Consider the following 13,995-nt stretch of genomic DNA (forward strand, 5'->3'; position numbering starts at 1 on the left):
ACACCGTGATGTGACGCTTGATCATGGACGAACGGGCTCCCCCTGCGTGTACACCCGGCGGGCCACCGCCGGACCGGCGCACCTCACCCCGCCGGGGTGGGAATTTCATATTCCGCGGACCGCGCAGTTTACCGTGCTCGCCGCCGTTTCCGATTCAACTCACCTAATCCAGAAGGCAGTTGACGGATACATTGCTGTGAGCAAGTATCGGACCCGCCGATGGTCGGCGTTCCTCCGTTCACCCGACCGGCACTCACAGCGAGGACATCGGATGTCCACCATCGAGTTATCGCGCGGCCCCGTCGAATACACCGTGCTCGGCGGCGACCCCGAAGCGGCGCCTCTGGTTCTCCTTCATGAAGGACTCGGCTGCATCGCCATGTGGCGGCGCTTTCCCGCACGGCTCGCGGCGGCCACCGGGCGGCGCGCGCTGGTCTTCTCCCGCCATGGTTACGGCACTTCGGGACCGGCCCGGCTGCCGCGGTCGCCCCGGTATATGCACGAGGAGGCGTCCGAGGTCCTGCCCGAGCTCCTCGACCGGCTCGGCATGCACAGGCCCGTGCTCGTCGGGCACAGCGACGGGGCCTCGATCGCGCTGCTGCACGCGGCCGCGCACCCCGTCGAAGCCGCCGTGGCGATGGCCCCGCACCTCTTCGTGGAGGACCGCACACTGCGGGGCGTCGAAGCGGCGCGCGCCGCCTTCCTGTCCGGCCCGCTGGCCCGTGAGCTGGCCTTCTACCACCAGGACCCGGAGGCCGTCTTCCACGGCTGGAGCCAGGTGTGGCTCTCGCCGGAGTTCCGCGACTGGGACATCCGGCCCGATCTCGCCGGAGTCACCGCCCCCGTCCTCCTCGTCCAGGGCGATCGCGACCGCTACGGCACCACGGCCCACCTCGACGCGGCGCGGCGCGCCCTGCCCGGTCCCGTGGAGCGCCTGGAGCTGGCCGGCTGCGGCCACACCCCGCACCTGGAACGGACCGACGACGTGATCGAAGCCGTCCACACCTTCCTCACCGGATCACTCTCAGCATCCCTCTCCACATCTCTCGCCGAACCGGCGCCGCGCCAGGAGACCCGCCCATGAGCGACACCGCCGGCGTCCGGCTGGACGCCCTGCTCACCGCCTCCGCCCACCGCCACCCCGGCCGGCCGGCCCTGAGCGCCGAAGGACGCACCTGGACCTACGCCGAACTGGAGGGCGCGGTCGAGGAGTTGGCGCGGCAGCTGGCCGCGGCCGGGGTCGCGCCCGGCGACCGGGTGGGTGTGCACGCCCCCAAGGGGACGGCGGCGGTCCTCGGCATCTACGCGGGCCTGCGTGCCGGGGCGGTCGTCGCCCCGCTCGACGTCGCGGACCCGCCCGTACGGACCGCGCACATGGTGCGCGGCGCGGGGATCTCCGTCCTGCTCACCTCCGGCCGGGCCCTGCCGGGAGCCCGCGAGGCCGCGGCGGAGGCCGCCCCGCCGGGGGCGGACGCACAGAAGGAGGAGGGCGAGCTGGAGCACGGCCTCCACTGGATCCGTACCGTCCCCGTCACCGGCCGGCCCGCGCCCCTGCCCGCCCCCACCGACCGCGGCGGCTATGTCCTGTTCACCTCCGGGAGCACCGGCCGCCCCAAGGGCGTCCTGCTCTCCCACGCCAACGTCGCCCACTTCGCCCTCTGGGCCGCCGCCGAGCTCGGTCTGACCGAGACGGACCGGGTCGGCTCGCAGGCCGCGCTCACCTTCGACCTCACGACCTTCGACCTGTTCAGCACGGCCGCCGCGGGCGCCTGCGCCGTCCTGATGCCCGACATGCTGCGGGCCTTCCCGCGCGACGTCGTCGGCTGGCTCACGGAACAGCGCGTCACCGCCTTCTACGCCGTGCCCTCGCTCTATCAGGGCATGCTCGAACAGGGCGGCGCCGCCGAGCGGTTCCCCGCCTCGCTGCGCGTCGCGGCCTTCGCGGGCGAGCCGTTCCCGCCGCGCCTCCTGGAGCGCTACCTCGGCCTCCTGGGCGACATCCCCTTCTACAACCTCTACGGGCCCACCGAGACCAATGTGTGCACCTACAGCCGGGTGCCCGCCGACTGGACCGCCGAGGAGGAGATCACCGTCGGCCGGGCCGTGGCGGGCGACACCGTCGACGTCCTCGGCGAGGACGGCCGTCCCACGGACGGCCAGGGCGAGATCTTCGTCGCCGGGGCCACCGTCTTCCAGGGCTACCTCCAGGACGGGGCGCTGACCGACCCCACCCGCACCGTCGTCTTCCGCGACGGCGTCCCGCGCCGCGCGTACGCCACCGGCGACATCGGCCGGATCACCGAGGACGGCCGCGTCTTCCTGCGCGGCCGCGGCGACTCGCAGGTCAAGCGGCGCGGCCACCGCATCGACCTGCTCGACGTCGAGAGCGCCGTGCTCGGCCTGCCGCGGGTCGGCGCGGCCGCGGTCGTCGCCAAGGACGGCGCGCACCAGGGCGAGATCTGGGCGTACGTCACGACCGCGGCGACCGCGGAGGACATCCTCGCGGGGCTGCGCGGCGTCCTGCCCCTGCGCATGCTGCCCGACCGGGTCGTCACCACCGGCCCGCTGCCCGTCAACGCCCGCGGCAAGGTCGACCGCCGCGCGCTCGCCACCGCCACCGTCACCGCCTGAACCTCCCGCCGAAGGAGCCCGACCGTGCACACCGTGGAAGACCTCTGCGCCCTGATCAGCAGCAAGATCACCTGGGGTCGGGGGGAGGAGCCCCAGCGGCTCCGGCCCGACACCCCGCTGCTCGAAACGGGCCTGCTCGACTCGCTCACCATCATGCAGATCGTCACCGCCCTCGACACCGAGGCCGGTCTCACCCTGCCGGACACCGAGATCGTCGCCGCCAACTTCCGCAGCCCCACGGCCCTGTGGGCCGTCCTGGAGAACATCGGGGCGGGGGCCGCGCGATGACCGCGACCGACCGCCTGCTGCGCACCGGCCCCACCGCGACCGAGGCCGTGGTGAGCTCCTGCCGCGACCGGGCCCGGCCCCTGGCCGAGCAGCTGGCGGGCAAGGGCTTCCGCGACCAGTGGGAGGCGCTGGCCGGGCTCGGGGTGCTGCGACTGGACCCGCCGGAGCCGGCACCGGAGCCGGCGGAGCCCGGCCCCGTCACCCGCTCCCTCGCCATGATCGAGGGCATCGGCCTGGCGGGCGTCGATCCCGGGATCGTCTACGCCCTGGCGTCCCAGGTCTTCGGCATGCAGTACCCCCTGCGGGCGGTGCTCCCCGAGGAGGCGTGGCGCTCCCTCGCCCGCCTCCAGGACGGCCGGACCCTGCTGTGCCACGCGCTGACCGAGCGCAAGGGCGGCAGCGATCCGCTGTCGATGGACACCCGGGCCCGCCGTGTGGACGGCGGCTATGTGCTCGACGGCGCCAAGACCTTCATCACCGCGGCCCCGGTGGCCGATCTGGCCCTGGTCTTCGCCCGCACCGAGGAGAACCGGTCGCCCTTCGCCCTGTCCGCCTTCCTCTTCCCCGTCGACACCCCAGGGGTGACCCGCGCCGACGCGTTCGCCAAGACCGCGCTGCCGGGCGTGCCCATGGGAGAGCTGGCCTTCGACGGCGTACGCCTGACCGCCGACCGGCTGATCGGCGCGGAGGGCTCCGGCCTCGCCATCCTCTCCTCCACCACCACCTGGGAGCGGGCCCTGCTGCTCGGCTACGCCCTCGGGCCGATGCGGCGCACACTCCAGCGGATCGCCACCTGGGCGTCCGAGCGCGACCACTTCGGCCGCCGGATGGGCGCCAGCCACCAAGTGGCCGCCAGGGTGAGCGACATGGCGCTGGCCCTGCACCGCTCCCGCAGCCTGCTGTACGGCATGGCGGCACGGCTCGACGCGGGCACGCCCACGCGCCGGCTGTCCGCCGAGGCGGCGCTCACCAAGATCTCCGTGTCGGAGGACTACGTCCGGCTGACGGGCCACGCCACCGCGCTCTCGGGCGTCCGGGCCTTCATCGCCGACTCCGAACTCCCCGCGGACCTGCACAGCCCCATGGCGGCCCTCACCTACGCCGGTCCCAACGACCTGCTGCGCGTGGGCGTCGCCCGAGAATTCGGCCTTCCCGTAGAGAACTGATTCCCGAAAGGCCCCTCATGGCCCTTTCCATGCCCATCGATCCGCTGCCCACCGACCTCGAAGAACTCCTCGCACTCGCCGAGAAGACGGGCGCGGCCCTCGCGCCGCTGGCCGCCGACGTGGACGCCGGCCGTTCCGACGGACACGAGACGTACCGCGTCCTCAAGGACGCGGGCCTGCTGGGGCTGCTCGTGCCGCGGGAGGCGGGCGGCGCCGGGCTCGGCTTCGCCGGCTACTCCCGCGTGCTGGCCGTACTGGGCGCCCACAACGGCGCCGCCGCCCTCGGCTTCAACATGCACAACGTCGCCATCGGCTCGCTGTGCGAGTCGGCGGCCATGCCGCTGCCGCCCGCCGCGGACGCCTTCCGCTCCTGGGTGTACGACGAGGTGGTGAGCGGGCGGAAGATCTTCGCGTCCGCCACCTCCGAGGCCGGGAGCGGCGCCAAACTCCGCGGCGTGCGCACCACCCACCGTCCCGCCGCGGACGGCCGGGGGTATGTCCTGACCGGGGAGAAGTCGTTCGTCTCACTGGCGGGCGTGGCCGACTACTACGTGGTCGCGGCTCGCGCCGAGGGGACGGCGGGCAGCGGCGAGGTCTCGCACTTCGTGGTGGCCGCCGACGACCCGGGCGTCCGCTTCGGCGAGGTGCACAGCCTGTCCGCGATGTACGGCACCAGCACCGCGAACATGGTCCTCGACGCCGTGCCCGTGCCGCGCTCCCGGCTCTTCCTCGGGGTCGAGGGGATGTCGATGTACAAGCTGGTGCGCGAGCCGCACTGGATGATCTCCGGCTACACCGGCGCGTATCTGGGCATCGCCGAGGCGGTCCTGCGCTTCACCACCGACCACGTCGCCGCCTCGCCCCGCCGCGCCGGCTCCCCGGTGCTGCAACGGGAGCTCGGCCGGATGTCCGCGCGGCTCAGCGCGGCACGGGCGCTGGTCCACGAGGCGGGCGCGCGGATCGACAGCGGCCGGGGCACGGTGGAGGCCAACGCGGCGGTGCACGCCGCGAAGTACGTCGTCGGCGAGGTCGGCCCGGCACTCGCCCAGGACGCCGTCCGCATCTGCGGGTCGGCGGCGCTCAGCCGCTCGCTCCCGCTGGAACGGCTGCTGCGGGAGGCGTCGTTCGCCTCCGTGATGCCCGCCAAGCCGGAGGAGTGCCTGGAGTACCTCGGCAAGGCGGCCCTCGGCGTCAACCTCCACGACGCGACGGCCTTCGACTGGTGAGCGCCGTCAGCCGGCACGGGCAGACCGCCACCGGGGGCGCGCCCGCCACCGCCGTGCCGCCACCGCCCGGGGCACCGCGCACCGCCGTGCCCGTCGTCACCTGTGTGCTGTTCGTGGTGATGGCGGGCGGCACCATCCCGACGCCCGTCTACGCGCTGTACGCGCAGCGCCTGCACCTGTCCCCGCCGATCGTGGCCCTGGTCTTCGCGGCGTACGCGGGCGGCATCCTCCTCTCCCTGCTGCTGTTCGGAGGGCTCTCGGACCAGATCGGGCGGCGGGCCACGCTCGCCCCGGCGCTGCTGGTGGCCGCCGTCAGCAGCGTCGTCTTCATCCTCTTCCCGACGCTCCCCGGCCTGTTCGCCGGGCGCGTGCTGTCCGGCGTCTCCGTCGGGCTGACCACGGGCGCGGCCACCGCCTATCTGGCGGAGCTGCACCCGGTCCGGCCCCGGGCGGCACTGATCGCGTCGGTGACCAACATGGCCGGACTGGGCTGCGGTTCCCTGCTGTCGGGGCTGCTGGTGGAGTACGCCCCCGCCCCCACCGTCCTGCCGTACGTGGTCCTGACCGTCCTGCTGCTGCCGGGGCTCGCCCTGGCGGCGCTGCCCGAACCCGTCGCACCGCGCGGCGGCGGGATCCGGCCGCAGCGCCTGAGCGTGCCCGCGCCCGCGCGGCGGAGCTTCGCCGCGGCGGCGGTCGCGGTGTTCGCCTCCTTCGCCCTGCTGGGACTGCTGGCCTCGCTGGCGGGGAACTTCCTCGTCCAGGGCTTGCACGACCACAGTCATCTCGCGGTCGGACTGGTGGCGTTCAGCGCCTTCGGCTCCGCGGGGGCGGCCCAGCTGTTGGCCGTGCGGCTGCCGCCGCGCACCGGTCTGGCAGTGGGCATGGCCGGCGTGCCGCTGGGGCTCGCGCTGATCCTGGCGGGGCTGTCCGCGGCTTCGCTGCCGCTCTTCCTCTGCGGCTCGGTGCTCGGGGGCGCGGGCGCGGGCACCTCCTTCAAGTCCGGCCTGGCGCTGGTGGCGTCGCAGGCGCTGCCCGGCCGGGTCTCGGAGCTCGTCTCCAGCTATTTCGTCGCCGCGTATCTGGGCCTGACCCTGCCGGTCGTCGGTGTGGCCGTGCTGCTGTCGCACGGCACGCTGATGACGGCGGCGGGCATCTTCGCCGGGGTGGTGACGGTGCTGTGCGTGGCGAGCGTCACGGTCACGGCCGCGGTCGCCTCCCGGGCGGCACACCCGACGAGGACGTCATGACCGACGCATCCGGGAGGACCCCACCATGACACCCGCATCCGGCGGAAGCGGTGCCGTCGACGACGGCACCGCCACGCTCACCGCCCTCGACCCCGACGGCTTCCGCGCGCTGATGGCCTCCCATCCCAGCGGGGTGGCCGTGGTGACCACCCGGGACGGGCTCGGCAACCCGTACGGCTTCGCGTGCACCGCCTGGTGCGGCGTCTCCCTCGCCCCGCCGCTGCTCCTGGTCTGCGCCTCCAGCACCGGCAGCACGCTCCCGGTGCTGGAGGCGCACGGCTGGTTCGCCGTGAACCTGCTGCACGGGCCGGGCCGGCGCGCGGCGGAGGCGTTCGCCACCAGGGACGCGGGCCGCTTCGCGCGGATCCCCTGGCACCTGTCCCCGGGGCTGCGGCTCCCCGTCCTCGCGCAGGACGCGCACACCTGGGCGGAGTGCCGGGTGATACGTCTCACGCGGGCGGGTGACCACACCATCGTGCTGGGCGAGGTCGTCCGCACGGGGACGGCGCCGGAGCCCCGGCCGGCGCCGCTGCTGTACGGCATGCGCAGGTACGCCACATGGCCCGTGACATGACCGCGCGGGGGCTGCCACGGGGGCAGCCCCCGCGGGGACAGGGGAACGGGACGCGTCAGGCGTGGGCTTCGGCCGCCACCGGCTTGGGGATCAGGAAGGAGGTGGCGATGGCCACGGCCAGGATGGCCACACCGGCGATCATGCCGGAGGTGTAGCCGGTGGACGACGCCGTGTCCGAGGGGGCGGCCGCGGTCTTGACCGCGTACAGCAGGGCGAAGCTGAGACCGGCGCCGAGGTTGAAGGCGCCCGCGTTGAGCCCGGGCAGGAAGCCCGGGTTCTCGCTGGGCGACAGCACGATGCCGAGCCCGTTGAGGACGATGTTCGCCACACCCGCGTAGGTGATGCCCACGAGCACCGAGGTCACCAGCAGCAGCACGCGGGAGTGCGCGGGCATGGTGAGGATCATCAGGACGACCGAGGCGACCGACCCGACGAGCCCGATGCGCAGGATCCGCCCGTAGCCGAAGGTGGCGGCGAGCCGGCCCGCGACCGGGCCCATGGCCAGTCCGGCCAGCGCGTACGGCGTGAGGGTCCACCAGGCGGACTGCTCGGCGCTCATGCCGAGCCCCGCCCGGGCGTCCTGCGCGAAGGCCGGGATCAGGCCGTTCATGACGGCGAACACACCCGTCATGGTGAGCACGGTGGTCAGCAGGGTCGCCCAGGTCGAGCGCTGGCGCAGGTGCCGGGTGGCGACCAGCGGGTGGGTGCTGCGGTCCTCGTTCCGCCAGAACAGCGCGAAGGCGACGGCGGAGAGAACGACGAGGACACCGAAGAGCGTCCAGTTGGCGGCGCCGAGCTTGCCCGCCTCGTTGAGCGCGATGAGCAGCGAGCCGACGGAGACGACCAGCAGGCCGACGCCCGGCCAGTCCATCCGGTCGGCGGCCGGGACCTTGGACTCGGGGGTCAGGGTGGCGACGAGCACGGTGGCGACGACCGCCACGACCGCCATCGCCCAGAAGACGGACCCGAAGCCGTGGTTGTCGGCGAGGTAGCCGCCCGCGAGGGAGTCGACACCGGCGATACCGCCGTTGACGGCGGTGATCACGCCGAGGAGGGTGCCGTACTTCTTCGGCTCGGTCACCTCCTGCCGCAGCATGATCAGGCACAGCGGGACGACCGGGCCGGAGGCGCCCTGGATCACGCGGCCGACGAAGAGCATGGGCACGCTGGTCGCCAGCGCGGCCACGACGCACCCGACGGCCATCAGCGCCAGCATCCCGGCCAGCACCCTGCGGCGGCCGAGGACGTCACCGAGGCGCGGCAGGAACAGCGAGAAGAGCGCGGCCGAGGTGAAGAACGCGGTCTGGGTGAGGCCGATCTCGGCGGAGCTGGCGCCGAGGCTGTCCTCGATGCTCTTCAGGGCGGGGCTGAGCATGCTCGCGTTGAGCTGGAAGGCGATGCAGGCCGTGAGGAGAGCGGTGACGAGCACGCTCACCCGGACGGGGCGGTCACCCTGGATGCGGTCGGAAAGGGAAACGTTCATGCCTCGTGGATCTCTGGGAACGCAGCGGACGGCTGCTGCCGGAGAGGCCAAAGGTACCGGCTCCGGGCAAAACGGCTATATCTCCTGGTGAGCGCTCGTGACGACCGCCTCCCGGACACAGAAAAACCCCAGCGAACGCTGGGGTTCTTGCCGGTGTCCGAGGAGGGACGTGAACGCTCACCTCGGGCACCCGCATCACAAGCTTCTGACCTGCGGAAACGCCAGCCTCACAGGGCCTAGCTGCGGCACTATCCTACCTGGCTGTTCCCGCGCGTTCCCGAACGCTCCCGGCCGCCGTGGGTCACGCGCGGGCCATGACATCAGCTGCGGCGGCCCCGGCCGGGCCGGCGTGACCATTCCAGCGCTGCCGCGACGAAGTTCCTTCCCAGCTCCCCCCGCCCCGGCTTGCAGTGGCTCTCGTGGGGGAAATTGAGCAGTTCCCGAAACCTGGCGTTGCTCGGCTCCGCGCCCCGCCCGCCGACCCGTGCTGTCCAATGCCGGCATGTGACGTGCACGAATGCCTCAACCGATTTCGGGCCGGCACGCGGCCAAGGGGCGGGGCGGGGAAGCCGGAAGCGCTGAACACCCGCATGCGCCGCGGTGCGACCGCAACCGCCGCCAGGTCGCCCGTCCCAGGGCCGAGGTCAGCATGCCGGCCATCGATGAACGCGAAGGCGAGACAGGACCACCCGCCGGCCCGGAAGAGGCGCCCTCCGCCGTGCCGCACCATGGCCCGCTACGGGCCCTCACGGAAGGACGGAGCGCGGCGCCTGGCTCGCCTCCGGAGCGGGCCGGATCGGTCTGCCACCCCTGGTCCGACCAGGAAGTCCGCTGGGCCGTTGGTCACGTGGTTGGTCACGCCACTACCCAGGAAACAGAAAAACCCCAGATCAACTGGGGTTTCTACTGGTGTCCGAGGGGGGACTTGAACCCCCACGCCCGATAAAGGGCACTAGCACCTCAAGCTAGCGCGTCTGCCATTCCGCCACCCGGACCAGGTGTGTGTCTCTGCGGGGTGTTCCCCGCGGCGACATGGATAACAATACCAAGGTTTCGGAGTGCCTTTCACCTGGGTATCCACGCGGGCCATAAGCTCCATTTATGGGCAATACCGGGCAAACCATGCCAGCGAGCGGCGTCACACGGCGCAGACCGCGGCCGCTGTCGCCGTTGCGGGAGCATCTGCGGGACACGTTCTGGTTCGCCCCGGCCGTGGGACTGGTGGGGGCCGCGGTGACGGCCGGGGTGGCGCTGGAGCTCGACTGGCTGCTGATCGAGAGTCTCCAGCGCGACGGCGACTACGACACCGTCTCCTCCCTGATCGACCTCGCCGACGACACGAAGTCGATCATCACCACCGTGGGGTCCGCGATGCTGACCTTCATCGGTGTGGTGTTCTCGATCAGCCTGGTGGCGCTCCAGATGGCCAGCGGGCAGTTCTCGCCGCGCGTGGTGCGGCTCTATGTCCGCAGCCGGATCACCAAGTGCACGTTCGCGGTCTTCCTCGCGACGTTCCTTTTCGCCCTGCTGGTGCAAGCCTCCTACCAGGGGGACACCGATCCCCGGACGGTCAGCACGGTGCCGATCATCTCCAGCATCGCCTGCGTGGTGATGGTCATGGTGAGCCTGGTGCTGTTCGTCGCCTATGTGAACTCCACGATCCGGCTGATGCGCGTCAGCCACGTCATCGACCGGATCGCGTGGGAGTCCTTCCGGGTGCTGGACAAGCACGGCGCCGCGGGCGGCGAGGTCCCCGAGCTGGGACCCGCCTCGGCCGAGATCGCGCACCGCGGGCGGGCGGGGGTGCTGCGGGACGTGAACATCGCGCGCCTGGTGCGGGTGGCCCGGCGGTACGGCGTCGTGCTGCGGCTCATCCCGCGCATCGGGGACTTCGTGGTGCCGGGCACCCCGGTGCTCGCCGTCCACGGCGGTACGGGACCGCCCCCGCGGGCGCTGCGCTACACCGTGTCCGTGGGCGTGGAGCGGACCTTCCACCAGGACCTGGGGTTCGGGCTGCGGCAGCTGTCCGACATCGCGCAGCGGGCCCTGTCCCCCGCCGTGAACGACCCGACGACAGCCGTGCAGTGCCTGGACCGCATCATGCAGATCCTGGCCACCGTCGCCGGCCGCCCCCTGGGCGCGCTGCGCCACCCCGACCGCAAGGGCACGGTGCGGCTGGTGCAGGACCTGCCCGGCTGGACGGACCTCGTCGACCTGGGCTTCGCGGAGATCCGCGGCTGCGCGACGGGCGCGCCGCAGGTGACCCGGCGGCTCATGGCCGCCCTGGACGACCTGTCGGCGCTGGCCCCTGAGGAGCGGCGCGTGCCGTTGCTGCGGCATCGGGTGCTTTTGCGGCAGGCGGTAGAGCGGGTGGTGCCGGAGGCGGCGGACCGGGCGTTCGCTCTGCTGCCGGACCGGCAGGGGATCGGGTGAGGGGGCTTCGCCGTTGCGAGCTGCGGGTCGGTGGCGCCTGCGGCGGGCTTTTTCCCCAGCCCCGCCCCTTCCCGAAACCTGGGCTACGCGCCCCGGACCCCCAGCAACACGCTTCGCGCGTTGTCCTCAAACGCCGGACGGGCTGAAAAGAACGGCGCACCCGGGCTGAAAGGAAAGACCGGCGCGCCCCACAACCGAATGTCGCCCTCCGGTGGGAGGGGGTGGGGCTGGAGGGTGGGGTTCTGGAACGCGGTGCGAATTCGGGGCACTCAATACGCAAAACGGCACCCGCACCGCGTTCCAGGTCCCCAGCCCGGAAGACCCACCCCCGGCACCCACCACAAACCAAGCCCGGCCGGCGATTGAGGCCACCCCACAGAAAGCACAACGGACCCGCAGGCGGCAACGAACCCGCAGCCGGGAAAGCCCGCCGCAGGCGCCACGAACCCCGCCCACCCCGAAGCGCGACGTACCGGAGAGAATGAGGCGTCCACCGCCACCACCAGCACCGGGACTGATCGACATGGGACGGGTCACCGCGCGACGCCGCGTCATCCGCATCCGGGGCGGAGCCGTCGGCACCCGCCCCGACACCTTGGTGGCCGAGGAGCCGATGGAGATCCGGCTGAACGGCAAGCCGCTCGCGATCACCATGCGCACCCCAGGCGACGACTTCGCGCTCGCGGCCGGGTTCCTGGTCAGCGAGGGTGTGCTGGGCAGCGCGGAGGAGCTGGCCCAGATCGTCTACTGCGCCGGTGCGACGGACGACGGCTCGAACACGTACAACGTGGTGGACGTACGGCTCGCCCCCGGCGTCCCGCTGCCCGACATCGCGCTGGAGCGCAACGTCTACACCACGTCGTCGTGCGGCCTGTGCGGCAAGGCGAGCCTGGACGCCGTACGGACGACCGCGCGGCATCCGGTCTCCGACGGACCGTCACCCATGCGGCTGGAGCCGGGACTTCTCGCGGTCCTGCCCGACCGGCTGCGCGCCGCGCAGCAGGTCTTCGACCGGACGGGCGGCCTGCACGGCGCGGCACTGTTCTCCGCGGACGGCGAACTGCTCGACGTGCGCGAGGACGTGGGCCGGCACAACGCGGTCGACAAGATCATCGGGCGGGCGCTCCAGCAGGGGCTGCTGCCGCTGTCGGGGACAGTGCTGCTGGTGTCGGGGCGCGCCTCGTTCGAGCTCGCGCAGAAGGCGGTCATGGCGGGGATCCCGGTGCTCGCGGCGGTGTCGGCGCCTTCGTCGCTCGCGGTGGACCTGGCCGTGGAGACCGGGCTGACGCTGGTGGGCTTCCTGCGGGGTTCGTCGATGAACGTGTACGCCGGCGAGCAGCGGGTCGTACTGGACTGACGGCGGCCCTTGAGCCACAGGTGCCGCCGGACCGGCCGCCGCGCTCAGTCCCGCACCTGCGCGACCCGGGTCAGGAGGGCCAGGAACTGCTCGCGCTCGGCGGGTGAGAGGACGGCGAGGAGCGTCTCGTTGGCCTCCTCGCCGAGGATCGCGAGGCGGGCCCGGAGCCGGCGCCCCTCGGGAGTGAGGGAGATCGCGTTCTTGCGGCGGTCGGCGGGGTCGGGGGCGCGGGTGATCAGCTCGGCGGCCTGGAGGTCATTGAGGATGCCGACCATGTCCTTGGGGTCGAAGCCGGTGGTGCGGCCGAGCTCCGCCTGGGCGACCGGGCCGAGGTCGGCGACGGCGGACAGCACGGCATGGTGCGGCATGCGCATCCCCTCGCGGGCGAGGGCCTCGCCGACGAGGCGGCGGCCGCGCGCGGAGGCGCGGTTGAGCAGCCAGCTGGGAAGGGCGCGGATCCGGGTGAGCGCGGGCTCGTTCTCTGCCATGGCGGGAGCCTACCGAAGAAAACATTGGAGCCACCAATGAAACAGGTATACATTGGGAACCCCAACGACATCTGTGAGGCATCCATGCGCCGTGTCCGGTATCACGAGAACGGCGGCCCCGAGGTCCTGCGCGTCGAGACCACGGACGTCCCCCGCCCCGGCCCCGGCGAGCTCCTGCTGCGCACCGAGGCCGTCGGCGTGACCCTGCCCGTCGTACGCAAGGTGCGCGAGGGCGGCCCGGCGCTGCCCGCGAGCCTGGGCGGCGAGGTCGCCGGCGAGATCGTCGCCCTCGGCCCGGAGGTGACCGGCTTCGCCGTCGGCGACCGCGTCACCGGCCTGTGCTTCGCCGACGGCTACGCCGATCACTCCCTCCTGCACTCCTCCATGGCCTCTCCGGTGCCCGCCTCCGCGAGCGCCACGGACGCCGTCGCGCTCGTGCGCTGCGGCCTGGTCGCCCTCGGCGCCTACGCGGCCGCACGACCGGCCGAGGGCGAGTCGGTGCTGGTGACGGCGGCGGCGAGCGGCGTCGGCCACCTGGCCGTACAGCTCGCCAGGGCGCGCGGCGTGAAGCGGGTGGTGGGCGCGGTGAGTTCGGCCGCGAAGGCCGGCTTCGTGCGGTCGCTGGGCGCGGACGAGGTCGTGACGTACGACGCGCTCGCCGACGTCGCGCCGGTCGACGTCGTCCTGGACGCGGTCGGCGGCGAGCTCCTCTCCCCGGCGCTCACAGCGCTCGCGCCCGGCGGGCGGCTGGTGGCGTACAGCTCGGGCGGCGGCACGATCGAGGCGTACGACCTGCTGGTCGGCGCGAAGTCCGCGATCGGCTTCCAGATGGCGCTCATCGCCCGGCACCGGCCCGCGCTGATGGAGCAGTGGCGCCGGGAGCTGTGGGAACTCTTCGCCGCCGGGCGGCTGCGCCCCCGGATCCACGCCGAACTCCCGCTGGAGGAAGCCGCCGAGGCGCACCGGATCATCGAGTCGCGCGTCAACCTCGGCAAGGTGGTGCTGCGCCCCGTGTGAGCTCATTGGCGCAATCGGCCTTGTGGGACCACGGCCCGCCCCGTACGTTCGGGCTCACCGGGCAGCGGCGGACGCACTGCCCGGT

The 13,995-nt window shown here is 72.9% G+C and carries 12 protein-coding genes and 1 tRNA gene; 10 read left to right on the forward strand and 3 right to left on the reverse strand.

Features of this window, described 5'->3' with window-relative positions; all coding sequences use genetic code 11:
- Positions 1-271: 271 nt before the first annotated feature.
- Genes ACH427_RS02580 through ACH427_RS02610 form a run of 7 tightly spaced genes read left to right on the forward strand, consistent with a single transcriptional unit; the run spans position 272 to position 7,132 of the window.
- Positions 272-1,084, forward strand: coding sequence for an alpha/beta fold hydrolase (locus ACH427_RS02580; RefSeq protein ID WP_398867521.1), 813 nt, complete (start codon positions 272-274; stop codon positions 1,082-1,084).
- Positions 1,081-2,631, forward strand: coding sequence for an amino acid adenylation domain-containing protein (locus ACH427_RS02585; protein WP_398867522.1), 1,551 nt, complete (start codon positions 1,081-1,083; stop codon positions 2,629-2,631). Before ACH427_RS02580 ends, ACH427_RS02585 begins: the two co-directional genes overlap by 4 nt.
- A 24-nt stretch (positions 2,632-2,655) precedes the next feature.
- Positions 2,656-2,919: an acyl carrier protein gene (locus ACH427_RS02590; protein WP_398867523.1), complete on the forward strand. Its 264-nt coding sequence runs from the start codon at positions 2,656-2,658 to the stop codon at positions 2,917-2,919.
- Complete coding sequence (locus ACH427_RS02595) at positions 2,916-4,085, forward strand: acyl-CoA dehydrogenase family protein (protein ID WP_398867524.1); 1,170 nt, start codon at positions 2,916-2,918, stop codon at positions 4,083-4,085. Before ACH427_RS02590 ends, ACH427_RS02595 begins: the two co-directional genes overlap by 4 nt.
- A gap of 29 nt (positions 4,086-4,114) precedes the next feature.
- On the forward strand, positions 4,115-5,311 hold the full coding sequence (locus ACH427_RS02600; protein ID WP_398867525.1) for an acyl-CoA dehydrogenase family protein: 1,197 nt from the start codon (positions 4,115-4,117) through the stop codon (positions 5,309-5,311).
- The gene (locus ACH427_RS02605) at positions 5,308-6,558 is read left to right on the forward strand and encodes an MFS transporter (protein ID WP_398867526.1); all 1,251 of its coding nucleotides are present in this window, start codon (positions 5,308-5,310) and stop codon (positions 6,556-6,558) included. Before ACH427_RS02600 ends, ACH427_RS02605 begins: the two co-directional genes overlap by 4 nt.
- Before the next feature lie 25 nt (positions 6,559-6,583).
- On the forward strand, positions 6,584-7,132 hold the full coding sequence (locus tag ACH427_RS02610; RefSeq protein WP_398867527.1) for a flavin reductase family protein: 549 nt from the start codon (positions 6,584-6,586) through the stop codon (positions 7,130-7,132).
- A gap of 55 nt (positions 7,133-7,187) precedes the next feature.
- Here ACH427_RS02610 and ACH427_RS02615 read toward each other — a convergent pair whose 3' ends face one another.
- On the reverse strand, positions 7,188-8,615 hold the full coding sequence (locus ACH427_RS02615; RefSeq protein WP_398867528.1) for an MFS transporter: 1,428 nt from the start codon (positions 8,613-8,615) through the stop codon (positions 7,188-7,190).
- Between the two features lie 907 nt (positions 8,616-9,522).
- Positions 9,523-9,610 (reverse strand) — tRNA-Leu (locus ACH427_RS02620).
- A gap of 127 nt (positions 9,611-9,737) precedes the next feature.
- Between ACH427_RS02620 and ACH427_RS02625 the strand changes: the two genes are divergently transcribed.
- Both ACH427_RS02625 and fdhD read left to right on the forward strand, forming a co-directional pair.
- Positions 9,738-11,048, forward strand: coding sequence for a DUF2254 domain-containing protein (locus tag ACH427_RS02625; RefSeq protein WP_398867529.1), 1,311 nt, complete (start codon positions 9,738-9,740; stop codon positions 11,046-11,048).
- A gap of 523 nt (positions 11,049-11,571) precedes the next feature.
- The gene (gene fdhD / locus ACH427_RS02630) at positions 11,572-12,405 is read left to right on the forward strand and encodes a formate dehydrogenase accessory sulfurtransferase FdhD (RefSeq protein ID WP_398867530.1); all 834 of its coding nucleotides are present in this window, start codon (positions 11,572-11,574) and stop codon (positions 12,403-12,405) included.
- Between the two features lie 44 nt (positions 12,406-12,449).
- Here fdhD and ACH427_RS02635 read toward each other — a convergent pair whose 3' ends face one another.
- Positions 12,450-12,893 (reverse strand): MarR family winged helix-turn-helix transcriptional regulator, encoded by a 444-nt coding sequence (locus tag ACH427_RS02635; RefSeq protein WP_398867531.1) that lies wholly within the window; start codon positions 12,891-12,893, stop codon positions 12,450-12,452.
- 84 nt (positions 12,894-12,977) lie between these two features.
- Between ACH427_RS02635 and ACH427_RS02640 the strand changes: the two genes are divergently transcribed.
- Entirely contained in the window at positions 12,978-13,910 is a 933-nt protein-coding gene (locus ACH427_RS02640) for a zinc-binding alcohol dehydrogenase family protein (protein WP_398867939.1), read from the forward strand.
- Positions 13,911-13,995 lie beyond the last annotated feature (85 nt).

The sequence above is a fragment of the Streptomyces sp. NPDC020379 genome (assembly GCF_044387105.1).
In the GTDB taxonomy this organism is placed as follows: domain Bacteria; phylum Actinomycetota; class Actinomycetes; order Streptomycetales; family Streptomycetaceae; genus Streptomyces.